The 13,865-nt window shown below is 73.4% G+C and carries 15 protein-coding genes; 6 read left to right on the forward strand and 9 right to left on the reverse strand.

The window, feature by feature from the left end:
- The first annotated feature begins 143 nt into the window (after positions 1-143).
- Positions 144-1,862 (forward strand): sigma-70 family RNA polymerase sigma factor, encoded by a 1,719-nt coding sequence (locus ACZ4SV_RS10095; RefSeq protein ID WP_468003043.1) that lies wholly within the window; start codon positions 144-146, stop codon positions 1,860-1,862.
- Between the two features lie 21 nt (positions 1,863-1,883).
- Here the strand turns inward: ACZ4SV_RS10095 and ACZ4SV_RS10100 are convergent, their stop codons facing one another.
- A complete protein-coding gene (locus ACZ4SV_RS10100; RefSeq protein WP_468003045.1) occupies positions 1,884-2,624 on the reverse strand; it encodes an AraC family transcriptional regulator in 741 nt (246 codons plus the stop codon).
- 54 nt (positions 2,625-2,678) lie between these two features.
- On the opposite strand from ACZ4SV_RS10100, the gene ACZ4SV_RS10105 reads away from it, so the two are divergent.
- The gene (locus ACZ4SV_RS10105; RefSeq protein ID WP_468003047.1) at positions 2,679-3,878 is read left to right on the forward strand and encodes an MFS transporter; all 1,200 of its coding nucleotides are present in this window, start codon (positions 2,679-2,681) and stop codon (positions 3,876-3,878) included.
- On the opposite strand, the gene ACZ4SV_RS10110 is transcribed toward ACZ4SV_RS10105, so the two are convergent.
- Both ACZ4SV_RS10110 and ACZ4SV_RS10115 read right to left on the reverse strand, forming a co-directional pair.
- Positions 3,845-4,765 (reverse strand): CAP domain-containing protein, encoded by a 921-nt coding sequence (locus ACZ4SV_RS10110; RefSeq protein ID WP_468003049.1) that lies wholly within the window; start codon positions 4,763-4,765, stop codon positions 3,845-3,847. The two genes, ACZ4SV_RS10105 and ACZ4SV_RS10110, sit on opposite strands and share 34 nt — an antisense overlap.
- 428 nt (positions 4,766-5,193) lie before the next feature.
- Entirely contained in the window at positions 5,194-5,388 is a 195-nt protein-coding gene (locus ACZ4SV_RS10115; protein WP_365876790.1) for a DUF2795 domain-containing protein, read from the reverse strand.
- A gap of 181 nt (positions 5,389-5,569) precedes the next feature.
- On the opposite strand from ACZ4SV_RS10115, the gene ACZ4SV_RS10120 reads away from it, so the two are divergent.
- From ACZ4SV_RS10120 to ACZ4SV_RS10135, 4 genes are all read left to right on the forward strand, one after another.
- Positions 5,570-5,755: a hypothetical protein gene (locus ACZ4SV_RS10120; RefSeq protein WP_468003052.1), complete on the forward strand. Its 186-nt coding sequence runs from the start codon at positions 5,570-5,572 to the stop codon at positions 5,753-5,755.
- A 108-nt stretch (positions 5,756-5,863) separates the two neighbouring features.
- Positions 5,864-7,372 carry a purine-cytosine permease family protein gene (locus ACZ4SV_RS10125; protein WP_365876786.1) on the forward strand — a complete coding sequence of 503 codons (1,509 nt, stop codon included), beginning with the start codon at positions 5,864-5,866 and terminating at the stop codon, positions 7,370-7,372.
- A 26-nt stretch (positions 7,373-7,398) separates the two neighbouring features.
- Complete coding sequence (locus ACZ4SV_RS10130) at positions 7,399-7,923, forward strand: isochorismatase family protein (protein WP_468003394.1); 525 nt, start codon at positions 7,399-7,401, stop codon at positions 7,921-7,923.
- A gap of 265 nt (positions 7,924-8,188) precedes the next feature.
- A complete protein-coding gene (locus ACZ4SV_RS10135) occupies positions 8,189-8,587 on the forward strand; it encodes an SseB family protein (protein ID WP_365876784.1) in 399 nt (132 codons plus the stop codon).
- Positions 8,588-8,669: 82 nt separating this feature from the next.
- On the opposite strand, the gene ACZ4SV_RS10140 is transcribed toward ACZ4SV_RS10135, so the two are convergent.
- The 6 genes from ACZ4SV_RS10140 to ACZ4SV_RS10165 form a co-directional block, all read right to left on the reverse strand.
- Complete coding sequence (locus tag ACZ4SV_RS10140; RefSeq protein WP_468003054.1) at positions 8,670-9,068, reverse strand: MarR family winged helix-turn-helix transcriptional regulator; 399 nt, start codon at positions 9,066-9,068, stop codon at positions 8,670-8,672.
- A gap of 72 nt (positions 9,069-9,140) precedes the next feature.
- Positions 9,141-9,491, reverse strand: a complete 351-nt coding sequence (locus tag ACZ4SV_RS10145) for a VOC family protein (protein WP_397947528.1) — start codon at positions 9,489-9,491, stop codon at positions 9,141-9,143.
- 193 nt (positions 9,492-9,684) lie between these two features.
- On the reverse strand, positions 9,685-10,716 hold the full coding sequence (locus ACZ4SV_RS10150) for a LacI family DNA-binding transcriptional regulator (protein WP_468003057.1): 1,032 nt from the start codon (positions 10,714-10,716) through the stop codon (positions 9,685-9,687).
- On the reverse strand, positions 10,713-11,618 hold the full coding sequence (locus tag ACZ4SV_RS10155) for a carbohydrate ABC transporter permease (RefSeq protein WP_365876776.1): 906 nt from the start codon (positions 11,616-11,618) through the stop codon (positions 10,713-10,715). The genes ACZ4SV_RS10150 and ACZ4SV_RS10155 overlap by 4 nt, the downstream gene beginning before the upstream one ends.
- Positions 11,615-12,541, reverse strand: a complete 927-nt coding sequence (locus ACZ4SV_RS10160) for a carbohydrate ABC transporter permease (protein ID WP_397947525.1) — start codon at positions 12,539-12,541, stop codon at positions 11,615-11,617. The genes ACZ4SV_RS10155 and ACZ4SV_RS10160 overlap by 4 nt, the downstream gene beginning before the upstream one ends.
- Complete coding sequence (locus ACZ4SV_RS10165) at positions 12,538-13,854, reverse strand: ABC transporter substrate-binding protein (RefSeq protein ID WP_397970769.1); 1,317 nt, start codon at positions 13,852-13,854, stop codon at positions 12,538-12,540. Before ACZ4SV_RS10165 ends, ACZ4SV_RS10160 begins: the two co-directional genes overlap by 4 nt.
- Positions 13,855-13,865 lie beyond the last annotated feature (11 nt).

The raw sequence follows: 13,865 nt of genomic DNA on the forward strand, positions 1-13,865 counted from the left end.
GTGATCTCTCTCCTTGCGGCCGTCCCGCCGCTCCTGTGAACCTCCCCTCGAACGATTTTCCGAAGAACTGTTATCGGCGCCGCACCGGGCGGTCTCCCAGGTAACGGACAGCACGTCGGGCGTCGAAGGACAGGGAAGCTCTGATGGGGACACGGCACACGCAGGACACGGCGGCACTGGTGAGCGCTGCCCGGGCGGGGGACCCGGCGGCCCAGGACGCCCTGGTCGGCGCCTGCCTCCCGCTGGTCTACAACATCGTCGGGCGGGCCCTGAACGGCTCCGTGGACGTCGACGACGTGGTCCAGGAGACCATGCTCCGGGCCCTCGGCTCACTCGGCGACCTGCGCGACCCGGAGAGCTTCCGCTCCTGGCTGGTGGCCATCGCGATGAACCGGGTACGGGCGCACTGGCAGGACCGGCGACTCGCCCCGGACGCCGTGGAGGAGGCCGCAGACGTCGCCGACCCGGGCGCCGACTTCGTGGATCTGACCATCGTCCGGCTCCAGTTGTCCGGCCAGCGGCAGGAGACCGCGCACGCCACGCGCTGGCTGGAGCCGGACGACCGCGAGGTGCTCTCGCTGTGGTGGCTGGAGTGCGCCGGTGAGCTGACCCGCGCCGAGGTCGCCACGGCCCTCGGTGTCTCGCCGCAGCACACGGCGGTACGGGTGCAGCGGATGAAGGCGCGGCTGGAGGCGGCCCGCGTGGTGGTACGGGCGCTCGGCACCCGGCCCGCCTGCGCGGACCTGCACACAGCGCTGGCCGCCTGGGACGGGGTGCCCTCCGCGCTGTGGCGCAAGCGCATAGCCCGGCACGCCCGCGACTGCGCCCGCTGCGGCGGCCTGTGGAACGGGCTGCTGCCCGCGGAGGGCCTGCTCGCCGGGCTCGCGCTGGTCGCGGTGTCCTCGGCCCTGCTCGCGACGACCCGGTCCGCGGTGGCCGGCCTCCAGCCGGCCGCCCATACGGCCATCGCCGGCCCGGACCCGGCCGGCGGCGCCTCGCCCACCCCGGCCGCCCCGTCCGGCCGGCCCGGCGAGAGCGAGCAGCCGGGCCCCGTCGGTCTGCGCGCCTCCCGGCGTCGTACGACCGCACGCGGCGAGGCGCGGCGCCGGCGGCGCAACCGGCGCCGGGCCGTCTCGGGCGCCGTGGTGGCGGCCTGCGTCGCGGGCGGCGGCTTGTGGTACCTCGGCACCGGCACCGGACCGGAGACCCGGGACGCGGCCGCCGCGCCCACCGCCGGCGCCCCCGTCGCCGACCTCGCCGCGACCGGCGCCGCCGCCACCCCGGCCTCGCCTTCGGCATCGCCGTCCCTCTCGGCCTCCGCGTCCCCGTCGCCCTCGCCCACCCGCATCAGGAAGCCGAGCCCCGCGCGCAGTCCCCGCCCCGCGCGGACGAGCGGCACACCGAAGGCCGAGCCGCCCGCCCCCGCGCCCACCACGCCCCGGGCCGCCCCGGCGACCCCGCGGTCGCAGCCGGCGCCCGCCGGCACGGTGGCCCAGGTGGTCGCGCTCGTCAACAAGGAGCGGGCCGCGGCCGGTTGCGGCCCGGTCACCGAGGACCCGCAACTGGAGGCGGCCGCCCAGGGCCACTCCGACGACATGGCCGCCCGCGACTTCTTCGACCACACCAACCCCGACGGCGCCGGCCCGGGCGAGCGCGTCACGGCGGCGGGCTACCGCTGGTCCACGTACGGCGAGAACATCGCCCGGGGCCAGCAGGACCCGCGCGCGGTGATGGACTCCTGGATGAACAGCCCCGGCCACCGCGCCAACATCCTCAACTGCGCGTTCCAGGACATCGGCGTCGGCGTGCACCACGGCTCCGGCGGGCCCTGGTGGACCCAGGACTTCGGCGCCCGGTCCTGAACCGGCGGCCGGGCCCGGCCGTCACCCGCGCCCGCTGCCCGGCGTGTGCCCGAAAGCGCGCCGGAAGACGGCGATGAACGCGCTGGCCGAGGACCAGCCGCACCGGTGTGCCACCGTGGTCACCGGCACGCCCTCGGCCAGCAGGACCAGCGCGTGGTGCAGCCGCGACTGGGTCCGCCACTGCGGGAACGTCATCCCGAGGTCACGGCGGAACAGCCGGGACAGCGTACGGTCGCTCGCCCCGACCTCCCGGCCCAGCTCCGCCAGCGTGCGGCCGTCGGCCGGATCGGCGCGCAGGAGGTCGCACAGCGCGCGCAGCACGGGGGACGCGGGCGCCGGCAGCCACAGCGGCCGCTGCGGCGAGGCCCGCAACTGGTCCAGCAACACCGCGCGCAGCCGGGCCCGTTCGGGTCCGCCGTCGCACGGGCCCCGGGTGTAGGCGACGATCAGTTCGCGCAGCAGCGGGCTCACGGCGAGGACGGTCGGCGCGTCCAGGCCGAGCGGGTTCTCGGTCCCGGGCAGTCCCAGGAGGTGCAGGTCCAGCGTGCCGTGCGCCCGGTGGGCGTGCACGGTGCCGGCCGGCACCCACAGGGCGCGGGTGGCCGGCGCGATCCAGGAACCCGCGTCGGTGGTGACGGCCAGCACGCCCCGGCCCGCGTAGACGATCTGGTGGTCGTCGTGCCGGTGGGCGTCTATCGCCGCGCCGGGGTCCAGCCGCTGGGCGCGGGTGGAAGCCACCGGCTCATGGCGGATCTGCGTCATCGCCTGGCAGCTTATCGAAAGCGCGCCCGACCGCCCGGGCCGCAGCATGGCCGGGTGCGAAGCAAAGCATCGATCACCCTGCTGTCCGTGGGACACGCCTGCGTCGACGTCTACCAGGGAGCCGTGGCGTCCCTGATCCCGTTCCTCGTCACCGAGCGCGGCTACGGCTACGCCGCGGCCTCGGGCGTCGTCCTCGCCGCCGCCCTGCTGTCCTCGGTGGCGCAACCGCTGTTCGGCGCGCTCACCGACCGCCGTCCCGTTCCCTGGCTGCTGCCGGCCGGCACGCTCCTGGCCGGGCTGGGCATCGCGCTGAGCGGCACCGGCGGGTCGTACGCGCTGACGCTGCTGTGCGTGGCGGTGTCCGGGACGGGCGTCGCCGCCTACCATCCCGAGTCCGCCCGGGTCGCCCGGCTGGCCGGCGGCGACGGTCACCGCGCCATGGCCTGGTTCTCGTTCGGCGGCAACGCCGGCTTCGCCCTGGCTCCGTTCCTGGTCGCGGCCGTCGTCGGCACCGGGGGACTGGACCGGACCCCGCTGCTGGCCCTGCCGGCGCTGGCCGGCGCCGCGCTGAGCCTCGCCGCGCTGCGCGCGCCGGGGCAGCGGCGGCGCCTGCTCGCCCGCGAACCGGCGGCCGGCCCCGACGACCGGGCGTCCTTCCTGCGGCTGTCGCTGGCCGTGGTGTGCCGCTCGGTCGTGTTCACCGGCCTGAGCAGCTTCCTGTCCCTGTACGCGACACAGCGCACGGGCGGCGGCCCGGCAGCCGGTACGGCCGCCCTGTTCGTGCTCTACCTGGGCGGCGCGGCCGGCTCCGTGCTGGGCGGCCGGCTGGCGGGCCGCCGGCACCGGGTGACGGTGTGCCGCGGGGCGTACCTGCTCTCGGCCGTGGCGGTCGCGGGCGTCGTGTTCGTCCCCGGCCCCGCGCTGTACCTGTGCGTGGCCCTGACCTCCGCCGGCCTGTACGTCCCGTTCTCCCTCCAGGTGACGCTCGGCCAGGACTACCTGCCCGCACACGTAGGCACCGCCAACGGGATCACCCTCGGTCTGACCGTCAGCGCCGGCGGACTGCTGAGCCCGGTCATCGGCCGGGTCGCCGACGCCACCTCCCTGCGGACCGCGCTGGCCCCGCTGGTGCTGATGCCGGTCCTGAGCTGGCTGCTGCTGCGCACCCTCACCGAACCGGCGGTCCCCGGCGGGCGGCCCGGGCCGCCCGCCGGGGGCGGTCAGCGGGCTGTGCCGAAGTCCTGGGTCCAGTAACCGCCGGGCTGCGCGAGACCGACCCCGAGCTCCGTGAACCCGCAGTCGAGGATGTTGGCCCGGTGGCCGGGGCTGGCCATCCAGCCCGCCATGACCTGCTCCGCCGTGGTGTAGCCGTAGGCGACGTTCTCGCCGTAACTGCTCCAGGTGTAGCCGGCGCGGGTGATGCGGTCACCCGGGGAGGAGCCGTCGGACCCGGTGTGCGACATGTTCCGGTGGGCGGCCATGTCCTCGCTGTGGGCCTGCGCGGCCTTGCTCAGCGTGGAGTTCAGGGTCAGCGGCCGGCAACCGGCGCCGCTCCGCTCGGCGTTGACGAGCCGCAGGATATCGGCGGCGGCAGCGGACGCCGTGGCGGCGGGCTGTCCGGTGCTCGGCGCCACGGACTGCGAGGCGCTCGGCGCGGACGGGGACGCTGTGCCGGCCGGCGCCGTGGTCGCCGCCGCCGTGGTCGCCGGCGCTGCGGTGGTGGGCGTGGCGGGCGCGGCGGCGGTGGGCGTGGCCGGGGGAGTGGCGGGCGGCGCGGTGTGCCGGGGCCCCGGGACCCGATGGGCCTGCTGGGACCGCTGCACCGGAGGCCTCTTCTTCGCGCCCGGCTCCGTGCTCGGCGTCGTGGCCGGCGCGGCGGAGGCGGTCGGAGCCGTGCTCCACGGCGTCGCCAGCCGGGTGGTCTGCCCCGCGACCGCGTCGAGTCCGTTGCGCGTGTGATCCCCGTATGCATCCTGTCCCCATGCCACGGGCGTGCCCGTCACGGCGGCCTGCGGCTGCGTGCCGGTGCCGGACGGCCACTCGGAACAGGCCAGTGCGACGGAGGGTACGCCCACGGCGCCGACGGCGGCGGCGGTGATGAATATGCGCCGGTAGTGCTTGGTCTTGCGGTGCTGCCCCATACGTCAACCTCACTCGGTGATCGCGGAGCGCCCATTCTCAGGAGGCCCTCACACGCGACGCAAAGGGCTCGTCCACTACCTCGCTTCGTAGAACGTCACGGCCCTTGCCAGGCAGACCGGAAGGTGCCGATCTTCGCTAAAGCGATGTTTGCCCGACGCTGTCGGCCCGTCAGAAGACGGCAGACCGCGACGGATACGACGACACGCGCGGAGGCCAAGCGGCCGGGGCGCGGACCGCACCGCACGCCCACGGCAAGACGGACAAATCCCCTATGTCGCCGGAGTGGCGACTACTATGCGGCACCCTTAGTGGCCGGGCCCCCTGTGGCGGATGTCACTTCCCGCCACCGCCTCCCCACCGCGTGCGCGCATCAAGCGGCGGCCGGAGCCGAGGCATCCGGCCGCCGCACACCCGTGTCCGGTCGCCGTCACTCGTTCTGGAAGACGGCCTTGCTGACCTCGGCGGGATTCTGGAACTCCTTCTTTCCGAGGTGGGAGATCCGCTCCGTGACCTCCTTGGGCGCGTGATTCTTCTCGGCGACCTCCCGAAGCTGATCGGAACTGGCCGGGTAATCCGCGCCGGAGAGGGCTTTCTGCAGATCAGGTGGGGTGATACCCGCCATGGTTCCTCCAGGCGGTGAGTTGGTGCAGGATCAAACGGCCCGGCGCCGCATGCTGCGCCGAGACTGCCTGGGTACCCCTCGTCCGGCGGCGGATTCACCTCGACCGGCGGGCGATGGACCCGGCCGCGCGCGGGTACCCGGCCCGCCGGAACAACCGCGAACCGCGTCCGAGAGGAACCAGATGAGCGAGAACACCCCGTCCGGCACCCCGTCCGGCACCCCGTCCGACCCGGTCGCCGGCACCCCGTCCCAGGCCGAGGGCGAACGGGAGCCGGACACGCCCGACGCGGAGCAGCCGCCCCGCACCACCCCGTCCCAGGCCGAAGGGGACGACCCCGCCGCGGACGAGGACGAGGGCACCACGTAGGCAGGTGACCGGAGCCGCCTTGACGCCCTCCGGACGCCGACCTAGCGTGACCCGACACGTTCGGACAGGTACGGCGGCCGGGGCGCCGCGGTGGGGGCAGGTGGCTCGGTGACGGCATTACCGCAGGATCCTCTCGACGGCGCGTCCGCGAACCGCGCCCTGCGGGTGGAGACCCACGGCCTGGACGTCATCGAGGACGCGGAACGCCACGGCACCCCGCGTACCCTGTTCTGGCCCTGGTTCGGGGCGAACGTCTCCGTCCTCGGACTCGGCTACGGCGCCTTCGCGTTCGGCTTCGGCATCTCCTTCGGGCAGGCCCTCGCCGCCGGTGTGCTCGGCATCGTCGTCTCCTTCCTGCTGTGCGGCTTCGTCGCGGTCGCCGGCAAGCGCGGCTCGGCACCGACCATGGTGCTCAGCCGCGCCGCCTACGGAGTGCGCGGCAACCGGCTGCCGTCCGTCGTCTCCTGGATGCTCACCGTCGGCTGGGAGACCGTCCTCACCGCACTCGCCACGATGGCCACCGCGACCGTCTTCAGCCGCCTCGGCTGGGGCGGCGGCACCGAGACCAAGGCGGTCGCCCTGCTGGTGGTGGCCGCGCTGACCGTCGTCGGCGGGGTGATGGGCTTCGGCCTGATCATGCGGCTGCAGACCTGGATCACCCTGATCACCGGCGTCCTCACCGTCGTCTACGTCGTGCTCGTCGCCGACCGCATCCACTGGAGCACGGTCGCCGCCCTCCCGTCCGGTTCGGCACAGCAGTTCATCGGCGCGCTGGTGTTCATGATGACCGGCTTCGGCCTCGGCTGGGTCAACGCCGCCGCCGACTACTCCCGCTACCTGCCGCGCGCCGCCTCCAGCCGCGGCGTGATCGGCTGGACCACGTTCGGCGGCTCCCTCGCCCCGCTGGTGCTGCTGGTCTTCGGCCTGCTGCTGGCCGGGTCCTCCGCCCCGCTGAGCCAGGCGATCGGCGCCGACCCGATCGGCGCGCTCTCCACTCTCCTGCCGACCTGGTTCCTCGTGCCTTTCGCGGTGGTCGCCGTCCTCGGCCTGGTCGGCGGCGCCGTCCTCGACATCTACTCCTCCGGCCTGGCCCTGCTCTCGGCCGGCCTGCGCGTGCCCCGCCCGCTGGCCGCGCTGCTCGACGGCGTCCTGATGATCGCCGGCGCCGTCTACATCGTGTTCTTCGCCGACGACTTCCTCGGCCAGTTCACGGGCTTCCTCACCACCCTCGGCGTGCCCATCGCCGCCTGGGCCGGTGTCATGCTCGCCGACCTGGCCCTGCGCCGCCGCGACTACGACGACGGCGACCTGTACCGCCCGCACGGCCGCTACGGCGACGTCCCGCTCCTGCCGCTGCTGCTCACCCTCGCCGCCACGGCCGTCGGCTGGGGCCTGGTCACCAACACCGCCGCGCACTGGCTGACCTGGCAGGGCTATCTGCTCGGACCGCTCGGCCTCGGCGGCCGCGACGGCTCCTGGGCCTACGCCAACCTGGGCGTCCTGGCCGCCCTGGCGCTCGCCTTCCTCGGCACGCTGCTGCCCGGTCCGGGCCGGGTGCGCCGCCAGGAGGCCCAGGCGCCGAGTCCGGCGCCCGGGGCGAAGGCGCCGGCCCCGTGATCGGCGGCCACCTCGCCGTCATCGACATGCAGCGCGTCTTCGCCGACCCGGCGAGCCCCTGGGCCGCGCCCCGGTACGCCGACGCGGCGGCGGGAGTGCGCCGCCTGCTGCCCGCCTTCGCCGGCCGCGTCACCTTCACCCGCTTCCTGGCCCCGGAACGCCCGGCCGGCGCCTGGCGTGCCTACTACGACCGGTGGCCCTTCGCCCGCCTGCCGCCGCAGGCCGGCCTGTGGGAGCTGACGGACGGTTTCGCGGACCTCGCGGAGCATGTCGTGGACGCCGGCACGTTCGGCAAGTGGACACCCGAACTCGCCGACCGTGTCGGCCCGGACGGCCGTCTGGTGCTGGCCGGCGTCAGCACCGACTGCTGTGTGCTGTCCACGGCCCTGGCCGCCGCGGACGCTGGCGCGGAGGTGCTGGTCGTGGCGGACGCCTGCGCCGGCGCGGACGACGACTCCCACCACAGGGCGCTGGAGATCATGCGGCTGTACGAGCCGCTGATCCGCGTCACCACCCTCGCCGGCCTGCCGCTCCCGGCCCCCGGCACCTGACCGCGCCCCGCACCGGCCGACGCCCCCGCGACTTGTGCGCCGACCGCCTGCCTACGACGGCCGGCGCGGCCCGGCTCGGTGCGGACTCTCCCCGTACGCTCTTGCCGGGCCGGCGGCCAGCGCGCACGGCATGGCCGGGCCGGCGCCCGACCTCCCGTCGATCCGTGCGCATGCCCCGCACCCCACCGGGTACGCGAGGCGGGAGCACGCCCGGGCAGGACCGTCCGGGCAGCCCGTACGACCGTCCGCTACCTGGGGATCAGCCATGGAGACACCCGCACACGCCGACCTTCCGACGCCGGCCCAGCAGGCACTGGACGCGCTGGCCGCGAACGCCGAGGACCAGGCCGCGCTGGACACCCTCGCCCACAGTGACGTACTCGTCCCGGTGCCGGACGACACGGTGGACGGAGAGGGCGCCGACGCCACGACGGTGGCCCTGCCCGTCCTGGAACAGCCCGGCGGTGATCCGGTCGTCCCGGTGTTCACCACGGAGGGCGAGATGGCCGAGCTGCTGCCCTTCGTCTCGCGCTACCGTCTGATCCCGCTCGGCGCGCTCGCCGCGCAGTGGCCCGAGGAGAACCTCTCCCTCGCCATAGACGGCAGCTCCGACCACTCGCTGACGCTGACCTCGCAGGGAGTCCGCACGCTGCTGGCCCGCTGAACCGGCCGGCACACGCGCGGGAGCGGACAGTGCGCCGGGGCGCCGCCGGACGGACCGGTGCTTCGGGGCCTGTCGCCCCGGATCAGGGCTCCTGCCCGGCCAGCATGCGCCGGAGCACCGCTCGCTGGAGCGGCAGCACCTCGGCGTGCAGCGCGCGCCCCTTGGGCGTGAGTTCGACCCACACACCGCGCCGGTCCTCCACGCACACCGAGCGCTCGACCAGACCGTCCTTCTCCAGCCGGCCGATCAGCCGGGACAACGCGCTCTGGCTGAGGTGGACCCGGCCGACCAGGTTCTGCACCCGGCACTGCTCGCCCCGCTCCGGCCACTCCGCGGCCAGCAGGTCCAGCACCTCGAAGTCGCTCGCGCCCAGCCCGTGCGGATGCAGAGCGCGGTCGATCTCGCACATCGTGCGCGCGTGCACGGCGAGGATGTCCCGCCAGCGTTCCTCGAGCCGGGTCTCGACCGTCTTGACTGCCATAACGGCACGGTAGCACCGAACGGGCTCTTCGTTGAGTGTGCAACTAGTGCCCGTACGGGCGGTCCCGGGACCTCAGGCGGCCGGGTCCTGGAGCAGCCCCACCAGATTGCCGTCGGCGTCCTTCACGGAGGCGATCAGCCGGCCGTTGCCGACGTCCCGGGCGTCCTGGAGCAGCTCCGCGCCGGCCGCGAGCAGGGCCGCGAGCCGCTCGCGCAGATCGGTCACGTGCCAGTACGGCACCGGACCGGTCAGACCCTGCGCGTGCCCGTTCGGGTCCAGGCCGACATCCTGCCCGGCGGCCTTGAAGCCGATGTAGTACGGCTCGTCGACGTACGGCTCCACGCCCAGCAGGGCGGTGAAGACGGCCTTGGCCCGCTCCGGGTCCTTCACGGGATAGATGATCGTCTGCAGACCGGCGGTCATGGGAACTCACTCCTTCACGGTGCGGCCGGCGGGCTCCCCGCCGGTGTTCCCACGCTAGAGGCGCGGGGCCCGCGACGGCTTCTCCGATCCTGACCGGTCGCCCCCGGCGCCCGGGAACCAGGGCACCCGCAGCGGCTCCGGTACGACGTGCAGCGGCACCCCGGACACCCGGGCCGCCCGGCCGCACCCGGCGTCACGTCGAGTCGCGTCGGACCAGTTCCGTCGGCAGGATCACCGCCGCCGGGTCCTCCCCGCCCATCTGGGCCAGCAGCACCCGCACCATCTCGGTGCTGATCCGGTCCCACGGCTGCCGGATGGTGGTGAGCGCCGGGGTGGCGGCGGTCGCCGCCGGCGAGTCGTCGAACCCGCCCACGGCGATGTCCTCCGGCACCCGCCGGCCGGCCCGGTGCAGGGCCGTCAGCACACCGAGGGCCATCAGGTCGGAGGCGACGAACACCGCGTCCACGTCCGGTGCCCGGGCCAGCAGCCGCTCCGCGGCCGCCTCGCCGCTGGCCCGGCTGTAGTCACCGGAGACGACGAGCCGGTCGTCGGCCGCGACACCCGCCTCCGCGAGCACCTCCCGGTAGCCGGCGAGCCGCTCCACACCGCCCGGGGTGTCGAGCGGGCCGGTCACCACGCCGATCCGGCGCCGGTCCAGCGACAGCAGGTGCCGGACCATGTCCCGCGCGCCGTCCCGGTCGTCGGCGGCCACGTAGCTCACCTTCGAGCCCAGGCCGATCGGCTTGCCGCAGGCGACCAGCGGCACCCCCGCCTCGCGCAGCTCCTCGGCGACCGGATCACCGGAGTGGCTGGAGACCAGCAGCACCCCGTCGACGTGCCCGGCGGTGATGTACCGCGTGATCCGCCGCCGTTCGTCCGGCGTGCCCGCCAGCATCAGCAGCAGCGGCACGTCGTGCGCGGCCAGCGCCTGGGTGCAACCACGCAGCAGGACATTGAAGTTGGGGTCCTCGAAGAACCGCTCCTGGGGCTCGGTCAGCAGGAAACCGACCGAGTCCGAACGCCCGGTGATCAGCGAGCGGGCGTGCCGGTTCACGACGTAACCCGTCTTGCGGATCGCGGCGTTGACCGCCTCCTGCGCGGCGGGACTGACGTAGTGCCCGCCGTTGAGCACGCGTGAGACGGTGCCGCGCGAGACACCCGCCTCGCGCGCCACGTCGTGGATCGTCGGCGGTCTGCGCCGTCCCCCCGGATTGCTCATGGTCATGACTTTACGGCCCCGGACAGCAGGTCCAGGCTCCAGAACCGCTGGATGACCAGGAAGAGGGCGATCAGCGGCAGCACCGCGAGGAACGCGCCGGTGATCACCAGGGTGTACAGGGCCGGCGTGTTCGAACCCTGCTCCAGCAGGGTGTAAAGACCCAGCGTGAGCGGGAACTTCTCGTCGTCGCTGAGCATGATGTACGGCAGCAGGAAGTTGTTCCAGACCGCGACGAACTGGAACAGGAAGACCGTGACCATGCCGGGGATCATCATCGGCAGCGCGATCCGGGTGAAGATCCGCCACTCGCTCGCCCCGTCCATCCGCCCGGCCTCGACCACGTCGGCCGGCACGGCGGCCGACGCGTAGATCCGGGCGAGGTAGACGCCGTACGGCGAGAGGATCTGCGGCAGCAGCACGGACAGGTAGGAGTCCGTGAGGTCGGCCTTCGCCAGCAGCAGGTACTGCGGGATCGCGAGGATCACCGGGGGCATCAGGACGCCCGCGAGCAGGACGTTGAACATCGTCTCGCGGCCCCGGAAGCGGTAGATCGCGAGCGCGTAGCCGCTGAACGCCGACACGGCGGTGGACAGCAGGGCCCCGAGGCCGGCGTACAGGGCGGAGTTGCCCATCCACGTCCAGTAGACGCCGTCCCGGTAGGCGTTGAGGTCCTTGACGTTGTCGAGGAAGCCGGTGCCGGGCAGGAAGGTGAACGTGGAGAACAGCTCGTGCCCGGACTTGGTCGACGCGATCACCACCCAGGCGACCGGGAGCAGGGTGTACACCGCGCCCAGCAGCAGGGTGAGCGTCGGGACCAGCGCGATCCGGCGGCGCAGCGGAGGCCCCTGTGCCGTACCCGGAGTGGTGCCGGCGGCCGGGGCGGCCTTGCGGACGGCAAGAGTACTCAACGCGTCGCCTCCTGCTTGTTGCGGCGGTTCGCGGCCCGCAGGAAACCGAACGACAGCGCCAGCGTGACCACGGCGATCAGCGTCGCCTCGGCGGCAGCCGCGTACATGTCGTTACGGCCGAAGGCGTCCTGGTACACCTTCATCAGCGGACTCCAGGTCGTGTTGACCGAGTTGGTGAGCGGCTTCAGGGTGGTCGGCTCGTTGAACACCTGGAGCGTCGCGATGATCGAGAAGAAGAAGGTCAGCACCAGCGAGGGCGCCACCATCGGGATCTTGATCCGCAGGGCGACCTGCAACGGGGTGGCGCCGTCCAGCTTCGCCGCCTCGTACACCTCGGCCGGGATCGACCGCAGCGAGGTGTAGATGACGATCATGTTGAAGCCGGTGCCGCCCCAGACCGCGATGTTCGACAGCGCGAGGTAGAGCGGACCTCCGTCCAGCAGGTCCGGCTGCGGCAGGCCCAGCCGGTCGAGCACGAAGTAGAACGGGCTGACGTCCGGCAGGTACAGGAACCCCCACAGCAGTGCGGCCACCACACCGGGAATGGCGTACGGCAGGAAGATCGCGAGCCGGGTGAAGGGGGCGAGCCGTACCTTGTCCGAGTCCAGCATCAGCGCGAACAGCAGCGCCAGGCCCAGCATCACCGGGACGACGACGCAGCCGTAGCCGAGCACGCGCAGCGCGCCGTGCAGCAGTTCGCTGTCCTGGAAGGCGCCGGTGTAGTTCTCGAATCCGGCCCAGACCTCCTTGCGGGCGCCCGAGCCCAGGCCGAGCCCGAAGACGCGCACCTTGCGGAAGCTGAGCCAGACCGCGTAGCCGATGGGCAGCGCGAAGAAGAGGGCGAACAGGAGCGTGGCGGGCAGGAGGAAGCCGTACGGGGCCCCCTTGACCCCGTACGGCCGACGGCCGGCGGAACTGCTCACCGGGAGACCTCGAAGCCCTGCTTCTCCAGGTCGGCGACCGTGGCGTCCTGCATCGTGCGCAGGGCGCCGGCGAAGTCCGACCGGTTCTTGGCGGCGGCGCCGAAAGCGTCCTTGAAGGAGGTGTAGGCGACGTTCACGTTCGGGCCCCAGGCGGACGGCGCGGTGGTCTTCGCGATGTCGGCGGCCTTGGTGTAGAAGTCCGGCTGGTTGGCGAAGTACGCCGGCGGGTTGGAGAACGCGCCGCTGAGCTGGGCGGAGGTGGACGCCGGATAGATGCCGCCCTCCTTCGCCAGCGCGTTCAGCGCGTCGTGGTCGGTGTTCAGCCAGGTCGCGAACGCGGCGGCGGCCTCCGGGTGCGCGGAGTCGGTGGTGACCGCCGTGGAGGAGCCGCCCCAGCTGCCGGTGACGTCCTGGTCGAGCGACCACTGGGGGAGCGGGGCCATCGCCCACTTGCCCTTGGTGTCCGGCGCCGCCGTGGTCAGCGTGCCCGGCGCCCACACGGCGCTCACCCAGGCGATCTGCTTGCCGGTGTCCAGCGCCTTGTTCCAGGACGGCGTGTACATCGGCTGGTTGTCGATGACGCCGTCCTTGACCAGACCGCCCCAGAACGTCGCGACCTTCCGGGTGGCCGCGTCGTCGATGCCGACCTTCCACTTGTCACCGGAGGTGGTCCACCACTTGGCGCCCGCCTGCTGGGCGAGCCCCGCGAAGAGGCCGGAGTCGTTGGCGGAGAAGGTGGTCAGGCTCTTGTCCGGCGCCTTCTCCTTCAGCCGGCGGGCGGTCTGGGCGAACTGCTCCCAGGTGGTGGGGACCTTCAGGCCGTACTGCTTGAACAGGTCCTCGCGGTAGTAGAACATCATCGGGCCGATGTCCTGCGGCACCGCGTAGACCGCGTCCGTGCCCAGCGTGGTCTGCTGCCAGACGCCCTCGGCGAACTTGCCCTTGACGTCGCCGACCTTCCCCGAGATGTCGGCCAGCGCGTCGTTGCTGACCAGCGTCGGCAGCGCCTGGTACTCGGCCTGCACCAGATCCGGGGCCTTCTTCGCCTTGTGCGCGGTGAGGATCTTGGTGACCAGCGTGTCGCCGGACGCCTGCTTCTTCACCGTGACGGTGATCCGCTGCTTCTTCCCCGGCCCCTTGTTCCACAGGTCCACGACCTTGTCCATGCCGGGTGTCCAGGTCCAGTACGTCAGCGAGACGGGACCCGATCCGGCCTCGTCCCCGTCCCCGGAGCCGCAGGCGGCGAGGGCGGTGGCGCCGAGGGACACGGCGACGGCGGTTGTCACGAGGCGGCGGCGCTTCGTGTGCGGCATGGTTTCTCCCC

Source organism: Streptomyces sp. NPDC027672, from assembly GCF_055566335.1.